Genomic DNA, 14,458 nt, shown 5'->3' with positions numbered 1-14,458 from the left:
CGACCTGTGGCCGCTATCTGTGACACACTGGATGAATCCATGGTTACCGTGGCTCTTGGTGTGGGCTACACTACCGATACGGTGCAGCCATGAGCCGCATACGCGCTATAGTGTTCACTGTGTCGTTCAGGAGGCGATAGATGCTAGAGGCAATGGGAAGTGCTTTCAGTCTGGCCATGGCCAAGCCGAGCGAGCTACCCACCATCGAAGATTTCCTGCCTCCTGAGATTCTCTTCCAGGGAACGCCCTTCGCCATGAACAGGATCATTCTGATCAGGTTCGTGGCTATGGTCATTATCCTTCTGGTGCTGGGAATCACTGCCGCCAGGGCTAAGCTGATCCCCTCCCGCTGGCAGGGGGCTATTGAATGGGTCATTGAGTTCATCCGCGACTCGGTCGTCTACGACACCCTGGGCGAGATTCGGGGCAAGCGCTACGTGCCCATGATCACGACCATCTTCCTGACCATTCTGGTCTTCAACCTCTGCGGCATCGTGCCAGGCATGAACATCGCGGCCACTGCGACCATCACCATGCCTTTGGTATTCGCCATCTGGACTTTCTGCCAGTACATGGTGACGGGATTCCGGGAGCAGGGCGTCTGGGGCTATTTCAAGTCTGAGCTCTTCCCAGCTGGGGTGCCTTGGCCTCTCTATATCATTCTGACGCCCATCCAGCTGCTGGAGATGGTCATCGTCAAGCCGGCCTCCCTGACCATTCGACTCTTTGCCAACATGATCGCCGGCCATCTGCTGGTGGCTGTCAGCCTGGCCTTCACCCAGTTCTACATCATTGAGGCCAGCAACAAGCTCCTGGCCCTGGCTGGTGTGGGCTGGTTCGTTCTGGGCTTCGCCCTGACGGCCTTTGAAATCTTTGTGGCGGCCCTTCAGGCCTATATCTTCGCCATCCTGACCACGGTCTACATCTCCATGAGTTACCCTGAGGAAGGTTGAGCGAAAAAGAAAAGCCGCGGTCGGCGCTTCAGGCGGTCGCAGCCCACATATTCGTCGGTTCCGACCAGTAGACGGGGGTCGGGGCCGAACCACAATCCAAGAACCGGCAACGGTGGAGGAAAGGAAAATAAATGGACATCATCACACTTGCTGAGGTCTCCGGCAATCTGAGCATCCTGGGATACGGCATCGCAGCTCTCGGCCCCGCACTGGGTCTGGGCATCGCCGTCGGTAAGACCGTCGAGAGCATGGCTCGCCAGCCCGAGATCAGCGGACAGCTGCGTACTACCATGTTCATCGGTCTGGCTCTGATTGAGGTGCTGGCCCTACTGGGCTTCGTGGCGCTCTTCATCGCCTGAGCCGTGCGATTCCTGCATGATCCGGCTTCGATAAGGGAAAGGAGGAGCCAATGTACGCTCTAGCGGCAGGCAAGGGGATTCAGCTATTCATTCCCCAGATTTATGACATTGTGTGGTCGCTGGTCATCCTGGTCATCCTGGCCGTCTTCTTCTACAAGTTCTTCATGCCCAAGTTCCAGGCCATCTTCGATGAGCGATCGTCCAAGATCGAGGGCAACATCCAGAAGGCCGCCAAGGCTCGTGAAGAGGCGGATCAGGCCCGCAAGCAGTATCAGGATCAGCTGAGCAAGGCTCGTGTGGAAGCTTCCCAGATCCGGGATGACGCCCGAGCCGAGGCCTCCAGGATCGTGGCGGATGCCAGGACCCGGGCAGAGACCGAGGCCAACCAGATCACCGAGAACGCCCAGCGATCACTCAAGTCCCAGCAGCAGCAGGCGCTGGTCTCGCTCAAGGGCGAGGTGGGTACGCTGGCTACGGCTCTTGCCGGCAAAATCCTGGGTTCGCAGCTTCAGGATGATGCCGTGCAGTCCTCCATGATCGACTCGATCATCGAGGACCAGGGCGGACAGTCCTCGGACAAGCGGCAGGCATGATGACTGATTGGCGGACGATGGGTACGTCGATTCCGCGAAAGGGGAGGTGACATGCGAGGAGAGACTTCGCTGAGCTCCGACAAGGAGACCAGGGCCAAGTATGCCCCTTTACTGAAGAGCAAGGGAAAGGATGCCCTCCGCGTGGCCATGGAGCTCTATACCTTCGTGGCCCTGCTCGATGCCAACAGGCCCCTGGAGCGTGCGCTGACCGACCCCTCCCGTCCGGCTGAGGACAAGTGGCAGGTGATTGACACCATCCTGGCCGACAAGGCCGACCCGCTGACCGTGGATATCCTCCATGATCTGACTGATCATCAGTGGAGCCGTGTGGTGCACATCGCCAACGCGGCCGAGGACATGTCGGTGGATGCCACCGCTTATTATGCCGATGCTTTGGGCATCACCAACCAGGTGGCCGGCGAGCTGGCTGAGATTCATTCGGCCCTGCTGGGTATGCCTCTTGTGCTCTTCCGGCTCTCGGATGAGTACAGCGATTCCAGAGCTCGAGCCGACCTGCTCAGGGCGCTCCTGGCTGGGCAGCATATGCATCCGGTCACCGAGCAGATGGCCCTGAACGCCACCGTTGATCTGCGCGGACGACGCTTCCCTGACACCATCGTTTGGTTGGTGGATCGCTTCTCCGAGCACATGGACCAGGTCATGGTCACCGTCACCACGGCGGTTTCCATGAAGGACGAACAGGTCAGTCGCCTGCAAAAGGTCTACGGGCGCAAGCTGGGCAAGCCGGTCCACATCAACTCGGTGGTCGATCCCTCGGTCCTAGGCGGCATGAAGGTCCAGTACGGCTCGGTCTCCACCGACGGCACGGTGGCCACCCAGCTGAAGCACCTGAGGCGGCGGATGGCCGTCGCAGGATGAGCGGGGAACCGACAGACTTGAACAAGAACAGAAATAAGGAGTGATCATGGCAGAAATGACCATTGATCCCACCGTGGTGCGCAAGGCGCTCGACCAGTTCGTCGAGTCCTACAAGCCGACGGACACCCCCACCCAGGAGGTGGGTTACGTCCGTACGGCAGGTGACGGCATTGCGCACGTGGAGGGACTGCCTGGTTGCATGGCCAACGAGCTGCTGACCTTCGAGGACGGCACGCTGGGTCTGGCCTTCAACCTGGACGCCCGAGAGATCGGCGTGGTCATCCTGGGCGACTTCGCAGGTGTCGAAGAGGGCCAGGAAGTCCACAGGACCGGTGAGGTGCTTTCAGTACCCGTCGGTGACGGCTATCTGGGGCGTACGGTCAACCCTCTGGGCGAGCCCATCGACGGCCTGGGCGAAATCAAGAGCGAGGGCCGCAGAATCCTGGAGGCTCAGGCCCCCGACGTCATGCACCGGCATCCCGTCGACGAGCCCCTGGCCACCGGTATCAAGGCCATCGACGCCATGACTCCAATCGGCCGCGGTCAGCGTCAGCTGATTATCGGCGACCGGCAGACCGGCAAGACGGCCATCGCCATCGACACCATCATCAACCAGAAGCGCAACTGGGAGTCCGGAGACCCCAAGAAGCAGGTGCGGTGCATCTATGTGGCCATCGGCCAGAAGGGCACCACCATTGCAGCGGTCCGTTCCTCCCTGGAAGAGGCCGGCGCCATGGAGTACACCACCATCGTGGCCTCCCCGGCTTCCGACTCTGCAGGCTTCAAGTACATAGCCCCCTACACTGGTTCGGCCATCGGCCAGCACTGGATGTACAACGGCAAGCACGTCCTGATCGTCTTTGACGACCTGAGCAAGCAGGCCGAGGCCTACCGGTCCATCTCCCTGCTGCTGCGTCGTCCGCCGGGGCGTGAGGCTTACCCTGGCGATGTCTTCTACCTGCATTCGCGTCTGCTGGAGCGCTGCGCGAAGCTCTCCGATGACTTGGGCGGCGGATCCATGACCGGTCTGCCCATCATCGAGACCAAGGCCAACGATGTTTCGGCCTACATTCCGACCAACGTGATCTCCATCACCGACGGCCAGATCTTCCTGCAGTCCGATCTGTTCAACGCCAACCAGCGTCCCGCCGTGGACGTGGGCATCTCGGTCTCCCGCGTGGGCGGTGCCGCACAGACCAAGGCTCTGAAGAAGGTCTCCTCGACTCTGAAGATCTCCCTGGCCCAGTACCGCTCCCTGCAGTCCTTCGCTATGTTCGCCTCGGATCTGGATGCGGCCTCCAAGGCCCAGCTGACCCGTGGCGCCAGGCTGACAGAGCTGCTCAAGCAGCCCCAATTCACGCCTTACTCCATGGAGAAGCAGGTCGTCTCGGTCTGGGTGGGGACCCATGGCAAGCTGGATGATTTGGATCTGGAGGACGTGCTGCCCTTCGAGTCCGGGCTCCTGGATTACCTGGACCACAACACCGACATCCTCAAGACCATCCGCGACACGGAGGACTTCACCGACGATACCGAAAAGGCCCTGGACAAGGCCGTGGACGAGTTCGCCAAGACCTTTGTGACCCACAAGGGTCAGACTCTGGACGGCCACAAGGCCGATCAGGATCAGGAGCAGCCGGTGGCCGTCCAGCAGGAGAAGCTGGTGGCCGACGGCAAGAGCGGCAGCAAGGCCGGGAAGCGGTAGACCATGGCCTCACAACTCGCATTCAAGTCAAGGATCGCCTCCACTTCGGCATTGGAGAAGATCTTCAATGCCCAGGAGATGATAGCCTCCTCGCATATCGCCAAGGCCAGGACCGTGGCCATGGAAGCGAAGCCTTACTCCGATGCGATCTTCGATGCAGTCCAAGCCCTGGTGGCCCACACGGACGACATCCGCCATCCCATTGTCAGGAAGGACGAGAAGAATCCGCGCGTGGCTGTGCTGGCTCTGACGGCCGATCGCGGCATGGCCGGAGCCTATACCTCCTCGGTCATCCGAGAGACGGAATCTCTGCTGGCCCGACTGGACCAGCAGGGCCGACAGCCCCAGCTCTTCGTCTACGGTCGCCGTGGCGTCTCCTACTACCGTTACCGAAACCGCAGCATCGTCAAGACCTGGGAAGGCGACAGCGATCGGCCCGGTGTGGATGTAGCCAGGGAGATCTCCCAGGCGCTGCTGGAAACCTACATGACTCCAGCGGCCAAGGGGGGCGTTTCCGAGCTCTACATCGTCTTCACTGAATTCATCAACATGGTGGTGCAGGAGGTTCGGGTGCTGCGCATGCTGCCCCTTGAGCTGATCAGGCCTGACCAGGAGCAGCCTGAGGAGGCCATTGATGCCCCCGTGCCGGACGACGAGCATGGACGCCAGGGCGACCGCTATGCGGCCCTTTATGACTTCGAGCCCAGCGCCCAGGAGGTGCTGGATGCCGTTTTACCCAAGTACATTCAGTCGCGCATCCATGAATGCCTGCTCACCTCGGCCGCCTCGGAGACCGCCAGCAGACAGAACGCCATGCACACCGCCACCGATAACGCCAAGGGGCTGATCGACGACCTGACGCGCAAGCTCAATGCCACCCGTCAGGCGGCCATCACGCAGGAACTTACCGAGATCGTCGGCAGCGCCGATGCGCTCAACAAAGAGGAAGAGTAGGAACGCCAATGGTTGCACAGCAAGAACAGCCGACCACAGCGAGCCACAAGCCGGATTCGGCCTCCAAGGGGCGCGTCACCCGAGTCCAGGGTTCGGTCATCGATGTGGAGTTCCCGGCAGGTCACCTGCCGGACATCTACAATGCCCTGACCGTGAATCTGAGCAAGTCCTCGGACACCGAGGGCGAGTCACTGACCACCATCATGCTGGAGGTGGAGCAGCACCTGGGCGATTCCACGGTTCGCACCGTGGCCTTGAAGCCCACCGACGGCCTGGTCCGCGGCGCCACCGTAACCGACACGGGCGGGCCCATCACGGTGCCCGTGGGCGACGTGACCAAGGGGCACGTCTTCGACGTGGCCGGCAATATCCTCAACAAGAAGGAGGGCGAGCAGATCAAGGTCACCGAGCGGTGGCCCATTCATCGCAACCCGCCTGCCTTCGACCAACTGGAGTCCAAGACCCAGATGTTCGAAACCGGCATCAAGGTCATCGACCTGCTGACTCCCTACGTGGAGGGTGGCAAGATCGGCTTGTTCGGCGGCGCAGGCGTGGGCAAGACCGTGCTCATCCAGGAGATGATCCAGCGCGTGGCGCAGAACCACGGCGGTGTCTCCGTCTTCGCAGGCGTCGGCGAGCGTACCCGTGAGGGCAACGATCTGATCGGCGAGATGGACGAGGCCGGCGTGCTGGAGAAGACCGCACTGGTCTTCGGACAGATGGATGAGCCCCCGGGGACCCGTCTGCGCGTGCCTCTGACCGCCCTGACCATGTCGGAGTACTTCCGCGACGTGGAGAATCAGGATGTGCTGCTCTTCATCGACAACATCTTCCGATTCACCCAGGCCGGCTCCGAGGTCTCCACCCTGCTGGGCCGCATGCCTTCGGCCGTGGGCTACCAGCCCAATCTGGCCGACGAGATGGGTGCCCTGCAGGAGAGGATTACCTCCACTCGTGGTCATTCGATCACCTCCCTGCAGGCCATCTACGTGCCGGCCGATGATTACACTGACCCGGCCCCGGCCACCACTTTCGCCCACTTGGACGCCACCACCGAGCTCAGCCGTGACATCGCCTCCCAGGGCATCTACCCGGCTGTGGACCCGCTGGCATCCACCTCCAGGATTCTGGACCCGCGCTATGTGGGACAGGCCCACTACGACTGCGCCAACCGGGTCAAGGCCATCCTGCAGAGGAACAAGGAGCTTCAGGACATCATCGCTCTGATCGGCATCGACGAGCTGGGCGAGGAAGACAAGACCACCGTCAACCGCGCCCGCAAGATCGAGCAGTTCCTGGGCCAGAACTTCTATGTGGCCGAAAAGTTCACCGGCCGCAAGGGTTCCTACGTGCCTGCGGACGAGACCATCGAGGCCTTCACCCGGATCTGTGACGGCGCCTACGACGACGTGCCCGAGCAGGCATTCTCCGGCATCGGCGGCATCGACGACCTTGAACACAAGTGGCACGATATGCAGAAGGAATACCGGTAGTCATGGCGGACACGGGCAAGGCCTCCATGCAGGTCAACATCGTCTCGGCAGACAGGCCCATCTGGTCGGGCCAGGCACGGTCGGTCACCGTGCCTGGCACCCAGGGGTCCATGGGCATCATGCCTGACCACGAGCCGGTGCTGGCCCTGTTGCAGGAGGGCAACATCCGGGTTCAGGCCACCGATGGCGGTCGTCAGTCTTTCCATGTGGACAGCGGATTCGCCTCCTTCGACAGCAACAAGCTGACTGTGGCCGTGGACCACTACCTGGAGGACGCTGATCAGGGCCAAAAGTCCTGATTTCCTCTCTCTTCCGCCCGGCTGGTGCACTTGCATCGGTCGGGCTTTTTTCTACTTCGATTGGAACGGCGACTGATATATTGGCATCTGTGCGAATCATTGTTGCCGACTGCTCCGCCGAATACTCCGGGCGTCTCAATGCCAGCCTGCCGCCGGCCAGACGTGTCCTGCTGATCAAGGCCGACATGAGCTGCCTGATCTTTTCGGAGCTGGGCTCCTACAAGCCACTGAACTGGATGTGCGCCCCCTGTACCATCAGGGAAATCGAACCCGAAGAGGCAAGCCAGGACGGCGTGAGCGTCAAGTCTGGTTCCGTGGCTGGAACCGGTCCGGATGAGGTAGCTGAAGCCGCCGCGCCCGATGCGCTGATTGCCCAGGAGCAGGATCAGGACCAGTCTCGGCATGTACGCAAGGTTTTGCGCGTTTCGGCTGTCAAATCCAGCGATGTGCTCACCATCAGGCTCTACCAGGTATATGCCGACGACAGCTACGACCTGGGAGAGGATCCGGGATTGGTCAAGGATGGCGTGGAAGCGCATCTGCAGCGGTATCTGGCCGAACAGATCGACCGGATTGGTCCAGGAGCTACTCTGGTGCGCCGGGAGTATCCCACGCCCATCGGCCCGGTGGACATCATGGCCGTGGACGGCCAGGGACGGCATGTAGCCATCGAGATTAAGCGGCATGGCGGCATTGACGGGGTGGAACAGCTGACCCGCTACTGCCGCCTGCTCAACCGCGACCCCCTGCTGGCCCCGGTCCGCGGGATCTTCGCTGCTCAGACCATCACCCCCCAGGCCAGGGTTCTTGCCGAGGACAGGGGATTCGAGTGCCTAATCCTGGACTACGAGGCCATGAAGGGCGCTGACAGCGACGAACTGACCCTCTTCTAAGCCAGTTTTCGGTCTTAAACAACATGTATGTAAGATAGCTCACATATATTCTCGTTTAGATCTGCAGGACTTGAAAGGCTACTAGATATTGGGGTTTATGGCCTGACACGCCACTACAGGTGGTATTGTGCCAGCGCCTGGGAGTGTGTAGAGTGCAATCATCAGGTTCCGAGTAGAGGGCTATAGAGCTTGGAACACCACGGCTACATTTAAGGGAGAGGCGATCATGTCCATCACGGTCTACACCAAGGCGCACTGTCCCCAGTGTGATGCCACCAAGCGTCAGTTGACCAAGCAGGGGCTGGAGTTCGAGCAGGTGGATTTGACCGAGGATCAGACCTTGATTGACCAGTTCATCGCCCAGGGATTCAAGCAGACCCCTATCGTAGTCACTGACCAGGAAACGTGGAGCGGGTATCGCCCCGATCTGATCAGGAAGATAGCACAGAGCGCCAAGGTCTTTGCCTGATCAAAGCACTCGGAGCCCGGTTCACGAATATGTGGACCGGGCTTTTTTGATAGTTTGGCGAGCAGTCGGGGCAGTGAAAATCACCTTGTATGCCTACTTGGTTAGTAGATGCTGGGTAGGTGAGTAATTGGCTGATTATTGTTCTGCAAGTGCTTAATGAGTTGGCCTTGTTTGATTTGGCACTGTTCGGTTGATAGGTATTCCAATGACAGAGCGATCATCTGTCGTCTGTGGAGTGTACTGGTCGATCAGCCTTTGCGGGCTAAGGCCATCTCATTCCTGCCGTTCGGCTGCGGCATGGATACGAATCACCGTTCAGGTTGCTGTGAGAGCGGATGATAACGCGGTATCCGGTATTCGTATATCGAAAAGCAAAGGAAAACGGTTCGTCTTCTCTAGGATTGGCGACTATATGCCGCAGTCGGCGGGAAGCGAGCGGAAAGCAGTGAAGAGGAGACGATGAACAGGACTCAAGCAAGTAGGGGGGTGAGGGCATGAATTGGACTTTCATGGCGCAGAATCTGCACTTCTTCGTCAATGCAGCCTATGTAACGGTCTTCATCTCCTTCTTTGGCGTGGTGTTTTCCATGCTGATCGGGCTGGTCTGCGCCGGGCTGGAGGTCTTCAGGGTCCCTCTGCTCTCGCAGGTGGCCAGGATATACATCGAACTGTCGAGAAACACCCCGCTCCTGGTTCAGCTCTACTTCCTCTACTTCGGGTTGCCCAAGCTCGGGGTCAATTGGAGCGCCCAGACCTGCGCCATCGTCGGGCTGGCCTTCCTGGGCGGCTCCTATATGGCCGAAGCCATGCGTGGGGGACTGGAGGCGGTGCCTCGAGTGCAGATCGAGTCGGCCCGCGTTCTGGGATTCACCCGAGGCCAGACCCTGTCCAGGATCGTGCTGCCCCAGGCCTTGAGCAGCGCCATACCGGGCGTGGTGGCCAACATCATCTTCCTGATCAAGGAATCATCGGTGGTCTCGGCCATCGCTTTGGCCGATGTCATGTATGTCACCAAGGATCTGATGGGTACCTCATACGACACCTACGAGTCGTTGACCCTGCTTATCGTCACCTATCTGGTCATACTGCTGCCTATCTCCGTCATCGGAACAATTCTTGAGCGGAGGTTCGACTATGCACGGCGTTGAGGTGCTCTTCCAGCCAGGGGTCATGCCCAGGCTCTTTCAGGGGCTCTGGGTGACCGTTTGGATAGCCGGCGTCTCGGTTCTACTCTCCCTGCCCTTGGGGTTGGTGGTCGGATGGCTGATGACCCTGCGCAACCCCCTGATTCGCTTCCTGATGAGGGTCTATCTGGACTTCATCCGCATCATGCCCCAGCTGGCCCTGCTCTTCATCGCCTTCTATGGGCTGTCCAGGGCATGGAACCTGAATCTTGACGCCACCGGTGCCTGCCTGCTGGTCTTTGTGCTTTGGGGCGGGGCCGAGCTGGGCGATCTGGTCCGCGGGGCCCTGGAGTCCATTCCCCGTACCCAGGTGGAGTCGGCCTACGTGCTGGGACTGGGGTCCTGGCAGACCTTCTCTAGGATCATCCTTCCGCAGGCCCTGCGCCGACTGTTGCCGGCAAGTGTCAACCTGGCCACCAGGATCGTCAAGACCACCTCTCTGGCTGCCCTGCTGGGCGTCGTTGAGGTCATCAAGGTCGGCCAGCAGATCATCGATGCCAACCGATTCGCTTATCCTCAAGCGACCTTGTGGATTTACGGGGTGATCTTCTTCATGTATTTCTTCATCTGCTGGCCCCTGTCTCTGGCAGCCCGGCATCTGGAAAAGAGGTGGGCCCATGACTGAGGGGCAAACGACGGCGAACCAGCCACAGGATGACCAGGAGGAACGGGCGGTGCTGACCGTGGAGCATCTGGTCAAGCAGTATCCGCAGGCGCAGACCCCTGTGCTCAATGACATTTCATTCCAGGTGTCCAAGGGGAAGGTCTTTGTGGTCCTGGGCCCCTCGGGTTCAGGCAAGTCCACCCTGCTGCGGACCATAGCCGGACTGGAGCCCATACAGGGCGGCCGGATTCTCCTGGACGGTCAGGTGGTGGAGACCGGCCACCCCCTGGGCAAGCGCAGCGGAGGTCCTGGCGGCCTTATGTCGGGCAGTCGCAGCTCCGACTTGCGTACCAGGATCGGCATGGTCTTTCAGAGCTACGATCTTTTTCCCAATAGGACCGTTCTGGATAACGTGACCTTGGCGCCCGTCTTGGTCCAGAAGCGCAAGCGGGACCAGGCACGTCAGGAGGCTCTGGAATTGCTGGACCGGGTAGGTCTGGCCGACCGCCGGGATGCCTGGCCCAGCCAGCTTTCGGGCGGCCAGCGGCAGCGGGTGGCCATCTGCCGGGCGCTGATTCTCCATCCCGAGATCATGCTCTTCGATGAGGTGACGGCTGCTCTGGATCCTGAGATGGTACGCGAGGTCCTCCAGGTCATTCTGGAACTGGCCGACCAGGGGCTGACCATGATGATCGTCACCCACGAGATGGCTTTCGCCAGGGGCATCGCCGACCACATCGTCCTCCTGGATGGAGGCTCACTGGTTGAACAGTCCGACGATCCGGAGGCCTTCTTCACTCACCCGGCCAGTGACCGGGCGCAACGTTTCCTGTCCACCTTCACCTATGAGCGCAGGCGGGATCAGGACCAGGATCAGGAGTCCTGATGAGGACTTCGCATATTCGTCCGGTGGTATTCGCCGGAACCGCCTCCAGGGGCGGCCATAGGAAAGATAAGAGGAAAAGAGGGATCATGACCGCAAGGGTAGTGAACCGATTGATACGGGCGACGCTGGCCACGGGGGCGACGATCGCGATGATGTCTTCCATGGCGGCCTGCGGCCCTTCGGCGGCCGCTCCCAGTGACGCTGGAAGCGGCTCAGCAAGCAGCTCCGGCTCCTCGGCAGCATCCGGGTCTGCACGCACCCCGGAGCAGATCACCAAGTCCGGAAAACTCAAGGTGGCGGTCTTCACTGACAAGGCCCCCTTCGGCTACGTGGACAAGGACGGCAAGAACCAGGGCTACGATGTGGTCCTGGCCGAGCGCCTGGCCAAGGATCTGGGCGTCAAGCCCGAATACACCTCGGTGGACCCGGCCGCCCGTGTGGATGTGCTGTCCAGCAACAAGGTGGACGTGGTTCTGGCCAACTTCACCGTCACCGATGATCGCGCTCGCAAGGTGGACTTCGCCAAGCCTTATATGAAGGTCTTCCTGGGCGTGGTCTCCCCGGATTCGGCGCCGATCAAAGATGTCAAGGAGTTGAACGGCAAGACTCTGATCATCGCCAAGGGGACCACGGCTGAGCCCTACTTCGAGCAGCACTACCCGGAAGTCAAGCTGCAGAAGTACGACCAGTACGCCGATGCCTACAATGCACTGCTGGATCACCGTGGCGACGCCATGAGTACGGACAACACCGAGGTGCTGGCCTGGGCCAAGGCCAACAAGGGATTCTCGGTGGGCATCACCAAGCTTGGAGACGAGGCGGTCATCGCCCCGGCCGTGCGCAAGGGGAACAAGCCTTTGCTGGACTACATCAACAAGGAGCTGGTCAAACTGGGCCAGGAGCGGTTCTTCCATGAGGACTACCGCAAGACTCTGGAGCCGGTCTATGGAAGTGAGGCCAACCCCGACGAGATTGTGGTCGAGGGCGGCAAGGACTGACCTGGCCGTCTGGCTTATGACAGGGCCCGCACCCATCCGAATGCGACTGGATGGGTGCGGGCCCTGTCATCTGACTCGATGGATTGCCGAATCAGTAGGCGGCCAGGATGTCAACCACAAAGATCAGGGTTGAATTGGCCGGGATGCTTTGCTGTTTCTGGCTGCCGTAGCCCAGGTCGGGCGGAATGACCAGAAGAACCTGGGAGCCCACCGTCTGGCCTGCCAGACCCTGCTGCCAGCCCTTGACCACTTGGTCCAGGCTGAAATCGCTGGGCTGTCCCCGGTCCCAGGAGGAGTCGAACTGCTTGCCGTTGGAAGCCAGCCAGCCGGTGTAATTGGCGCTGACGCTCTGATGCTGGCCGACCTTGGCCCCCTTGCCCTTGATCAGGGGCTGGACGACCAATCCTGCCTCGGGCTTGTATCCGTTGAGATCCAGGGAGGGCTTGCCCTTGTCGTCCAGGCTGATCTTGGGCAGGTCGTTGGGCAGGTCGGTCACCTTCTGGCCCTGGGCGCGGGTCAGGTTCTTGGACCGGGAGACGAAGGTCAGGGCCATGATATAGGAGTCGGTCGCCTGGCTGCTGCCGGAGCCTGACTCATCGATGCCCACGGCCACGGTGGAGTTGACCTTGAGGCCCTTGAAGGTGTCGTAGTATGCCGGGATGGATTTCTTGCTGATGACGATCGAGCACTCCGGACTGCTCTTGTCCCAGGTGGAGTTGAGCACCTTGCCGGTCTTGGCATCCAGGGCCAGGCTCCTTGTGCATACACGATCCCCGTCGCGGATGACCTCGCCGTTGCCCTCCTGGATGACCTGATGAGCCTGGTTCTCGACCTTGAAGGGGGTCTTGAAGCTGATGTCGGGCTTGCTGCCAAGTTTGCCACTGGCTGATACGCCCTGCATGGTGTCGCCCGCGTGCGCGTCCCCGTCAGATTTCCCGCTGCAGGCTGACAGCCCAAGACATAGGGCCAGAGCCGTCATGGCGCCCAGCAGACGCTTGCTGCCTGATTTCCTTGCGATGATGGTCATAGAAGAACAGTTTAGGGCTTATGGGTGATTTCCCTGTGCTTGGAACCAGATCATAGGGAGCCGACGGTAGAATGTCGATAATATGGAGCGAGTACCCGAGGAAAAAGATGAGATGACGCGGCCTGAAAAGCCTTCGCGTCATAGCACGATCATGCGCGGCATCGTCACCCCCATCTTCGGACTGCTGGCTGTAACGGCCATTGTGCTGGGTATTTTCAACGCCACGGTCTGGAAGCCTTCGGCTCATGTGGATGCGCATGCGCGTACGAAGGCAGCCTATGTGGTGACCGATCCAGGCGTGCTTCCCCTGGTGGACAGCAAAGTGACCATGCGAGTGGATGTAACATCGAATGGAACTGCCGCGTCCGCAGATTCGAATTCACAGAAGCCTACCGTCTGTATGGCCCTGACCACGGCCAAGGATGCAGCTGGTTGGACGGCCGGGCAAGATGTGGCACGTGTGAGAGGTTTGGATGATTGGCACACCCTGTCCGTCGGCAGGGACACCAGCCCCGGTAAGGCCGTCAAAAGTAATCAGGGCGTGGCTTTTCAGGATTCGGACATGTGGAAACAGGTCACCTGCTCCGACAACGACGTGTCCATGTCCCTGAAGACCGACGACCCGCAGGCCGTCCTGCTGGTGGCGGTCCCTCAGGGTTCCCATTCCTTGGGTCTGGAAATGCTCTGGCAGCGGGACAGGCTGCCCAACTTCGCCATGCCCTTCTATTTTGCCGGCGGGCTGCTGGCCCTGCTGGCCGTTCTTTCAGCAACAGTCTTCGCTATGGATCCGGTCAAGCGCCGCAAGCAGACCGAACCTGAACAAGAGGCTGAAGAGACTCCCGAGGTCAGTGTGGCTCAGGCCCTGGGCAGCGCCATTCTGCCTGGTCTCGGAAATCGGCATAGCTCGGTTTCAGGCCGACGCCTGCGTCACGCTCGCGGACAGGCACGGCAGGGGGATCCAGGACCCCCGCCCAGGCCACCCGTGGTGATTGATCCGCGCAATCGGAACCTGGTCGCTGACCAACAGGAGGATGGCGACGGCCGTACCGTCAGCGGCGATCGGGGAGCCGATGATATGTCGTCTACCAGGGTCATCAGCAGCCAGGAGATGGCCTCCTACCTGGCCAGGCTTGCCCACGAGGGGGAGGAGGAGCGCCAATGA

16 protein-coding genes are annotated in these 14,458 nt (G+C 60.5%); 15 read left to right on the top strand and 1 reads right to left on the bottom strand.

What is annotated here, in order from left to right:
- The first annotated feature begins 140 nt into the window (after positions 1–140).
- The 14 genes from atpB (at position 141) to H3V09_RS05630 (ending at position 12,269) form a co-directional block, all read left to right on the top strand.
- Positions 141–953, top strand: a complete 813-nt coding sequence (atpB, locus tag H3V09_RS05695) for a F0F1 ATP synthase subunit A (protein WP_110425819.1) — start codon at positions 141–143, stop codon at positions 951–953.
- Between the two features lie 131 nt (positions 954–1,084).
- Positions 1,085–1,312 carry an ATP synthase F0 subunit C gene (gene atpE, locus H3V09_RS05690; protein WP_015022486.1) on the top strand — a complete coding sequence of 76 codons (228 nt, stop codon included), beginning with the start codon at positions 1,085–1,087 and terminating at the stop codon, positions 1,310–1,312.
- A gap of 50 nt (positions 1,313–1,362) precedes the next feature.
- A complete protein-coding gene (locus H3V09_RS05685) occupies positions 1,363–1,905 on the top strand; it encodes a F0F1 ATP synthase subunit B (RefSeq protein ID WP_198191317.1) in 543 nt (180 codons plus the stop codon).
- Positions 1,906–1,956: 51 nt separating this feature from the next.
- Positions 1,957–2,784: a F0F1 ATP synthase subunit delta gene (locus H3V09_RS05680; RefSeq protein ID WP_198191318.1), complete on the top strand. Its 828-nt coding sequence runs from the start codon at positions 1,957–1,959 to the stop codon at positions 2,782–2,784.
- A gap of 46 nt (positions 2,785–2,830) precedes the next feature.
- A complete protein-coding gene (atpA, locus tag H3V09_RS05675) occupies positions 2,831–4,489 on the top strand; it encodes a F0F1 ATP synthase subunit alpha (RefSeq protein ID WP_198191319.1) in 1,659 nt (552 codons plus the stop codon).
- A 3-nt stretch (positions 4,490–4,492) separates the two neighbouring features.
- Positions 4,493–5,443 carry a F0F1 ATP synthase subunit gamma gene (locus tag H3V09_RS05670; protein ID WP_198191320.1) on the top strand — a complete coding sequence of 317 codons (951 nt, stop codon included), beginning with the start codon at positions 4,493–4,495 and terminating at the stop codon, positions 5,441–5,443.
- Positions 5,444–5,451: 8 nt separating this feature from the next.
- On the top strand, positions 5,452–6,936 hold the full coding sequence (gene atpD / locus H3V09_RS05665; RefSeq protein WP_046323384.1) for a F0F1 ATP synthase subunit beta: 1,485 nt from the start codon (positions 5,452–5,454) through the stop codon (positions 6,934–6,936).
- 2 nt (positions 6,937–6,938) lie between these two features.
- Positions 6,939–7,235 (top strand): F0F1 ATP synthase subunit epsilon, encoded by a 297-nt coding sequence (locus tag H3V09_RS05660; protein ID WP_046323383.1) that lies wholly within the window; start codon positions 6,939–6,941, stop codon positions 7,233–7,235.
- A gap of 89 nt (positions 7,236–7,324) precedes the next feature.
- Entirely contained in the window at positions 7,325–8,128 is an 804-nt protein-coding gene (nucS, locus tag H3V09_RS05655; RefSeq protein WP_121912961.1) for an endonuclease NucS, read from the top strand.
- Between the two features lie 226 nt (positions 8,129–8,354).
- Positions 8,355–8,597: a glutaredoxin-like protein NrdH gene (gene nrdH / locus H3V09_RS05650; RefSeq protein WP_046323381.1), complete on the top strand. Its 243-nt coding sequence runs from the start codon at positions 8,355–8,357 to the stop codon at positions 8,595–8,597.
- A gap of 494 nt (positions 8,598–9,091) precedes the next feature.
- The gene (locus H3V09_RS05645) at positions 9,092–9,745 is read left to right on the top strand and encodes an amino acid ABC transporter permease (protein WP_046323380.1); all 654 of its coding nucleotides are present in this window, start codon (positions 9,092–9,094) and stop codon (positions 9,743–9,745) included.
- Positions 9,732–10,406, top strand: coding sequence for an amino acid ABC transporter permease (locus tag H3V09_RS05640; RefSeq protein WP_198191321.1), 675 nt, complete (start codon positions 9,732–9,734; stop codon positions 10,404–10,406). Before H3V09_RS05645 ends, H3V09_RS05640 begins: the two co-directional genes overlap by 14 nt.
- Positions 10,399–11,271: an amino acid ABC transporter ATP-binding protein gene (locus tag H3V09_RS05635; protein WP_232339455.1), complete on the top strand. Its 873-nt coding sequence runs from the start codon at positions 10,399–10,401 to the stop codon at positions 11,269–11,271. Before H3V09_RS05640 ends, H3V09_RS05635 begins: the two co-directional genes overlap by 8 nt.
- Before the next feature lie 86 nt (positions 11,272–11,357).
- Positions 11,358–12,269, top strand: coding sequence for a cysteine ABC transporter substrate-binding protein (locus tag H3V09_RS05630; protein WP_198191322.1), 912 nt, complete (start codon positions 11,358–11,360; stop codon positions 12,267–12,269).
- A gap of 91 nt (positions 12,270–12,360) precedes the next feature.
- Here the strand turns inward: H3V09_RS05630 and H3V09_RS05625 are convergent, their stop codons facing one another.
- Positions 12,361–13,296 carry an FKBP-type peptidyl-prolyl cis-trans isomerase gene (locus H3V09_RS05625; RefSeq protein WP_198191323.1) on the bottom strand — a complete coding sequence of 312 codons (936 nt, stop codon included), beginning with the start codon at positions 13,294–13,296 and terminating at the stop codon, positions 12,361–12,363.
- Between the two features lie 112 nt (positions 13,297–13,408).
- Between H3V09_RS05625 and H3V09_RS05620 the strand changes: the two genes are divergently transcribed.
- Positions 13,409–14,458 (top strand): hypothetical protein, encoded by a 1,050-nt coding sequence (locus H3V09_RS05620; protein WP_198191324.1) that lies wholly within the window; start codon positions 13,409–13,411, stop codon positions 14,456–14,458.

This window comes from Bifidobacterium sp. M0399 (genome assembly GCF_016100595.1).
Taxonomy (GTDB): domain Bacteria; phylum Actinomycetota; class Actinomycetes; order Actinomycetales; family Bifidobacteriaceae; genus Bombiscardovia; species Bombiscardovia polysaccharolytica.
This window is presented reverse-complemented; position numbering and strand designations above follow the sequence as displayed.

Bases quoted from the DNA above. Each gene is read 5' to 3' on its own strand.
- atpB (WP_110425819.1), top strand. From the start codon at position 141: ATGCTAGAGGCAATGGGAAGTGCTTTCAGTCTGGCCATGGCCAAGCCG.
- atpE (WP_015022486.1), top strand. From the start codon at position 1,085: ATGGACATCATCACACTTGCTGAGGTCTCCGGCAATCTGAGCATCCTG.
- H3V09_RS05685 (WP_198191317.1), top strand. From the start codon at position 1,363: ATGTACGCTCTAGCGGCAGGCAAGGGGATTCAGCTATTCATTCCCCAG.
- H3V09_RS05680 (WP_198191318.1), top strand. From the start codon at position 1,957: ATGCGAGGAGAGACTTCGCTGAGCTCCGACAAGGAGACCAGGGCCAAG.
- atpA (WP_198191319.1), top strand. From the start codon at position 2,831: ATGGCAGAAATGACCATTGATCCCACCGTGGTGCGCAAGGCGCTCGAC.
- H3V09_RS05670 (WP_198191320.1), top strand. From the start codon at position 4,493: ATGGCCTCACAACTCGCATTCAAGTCAAGGATCGCCTCCACTTCGGCA.
- atpD (WP_046323384.1), top strand. From the start codon at position 5,452: ATGGTTGCACAGCAAGAACAGCCGACCACAGCGAGCCACAAGCCGGAT.
- H3V09_RS05660 (WP_046323383.1), top strand. From the start codon at position 6,939: ATGGCGGACACGGGCAAGGCCTCCATGCAGGTCAACATCGTCTCGGCA.
- nrdH (WP_046323381.1), top strand. From the start codon at position 8,355: ATGTCCATCACGGTCTACACCAAGGCGCACTGTCCCCAGTGTGATGCC.
- H3V09_RS05645 (WP_046323380.1), top strand. From the start codon at position 9,092: ATGAATTGGACTTTCATGGCGCAGAATCTGCACTTCTTCGTCAATGCA.
- H3V09_RS05640 (WP_198191321.1), top strand. From the start codon at position 9,732: ATGCACGGCGTTGAGGTGCTCTTCCAGCCAGGGGTCATGCCCAGGCTC.
- H3V09_RS05635 (WP_232339455.1), top strand. From the start codon at position 10,399: ATGACTGAGGGGCAAACGACGGCGAACCAGCCACAGGATGACCAGGAG.
- H3V09_RS05630 (WP_198191322.1), top strand. From the start codon at position 11,358: ATGACCGCAAGGGTAGTGAACCGATTGATACGGGCGACGCTGGCCACG.
- H3V09_RS05625 (WP_198191323.1), bottom strand. From the start codon at position 13,296: ATGACCATCATCGCAAGGAAATCAGGCAGCAAGCGTCTGCTGGGCGCC.
- H3V09_RS05620 (WP_198191324.1), top strand. From the start codon at position 13,409: ATGACGCGGCCTGAAAAGCCTTCGCGTCATAGCACGATCATGCGCGGC.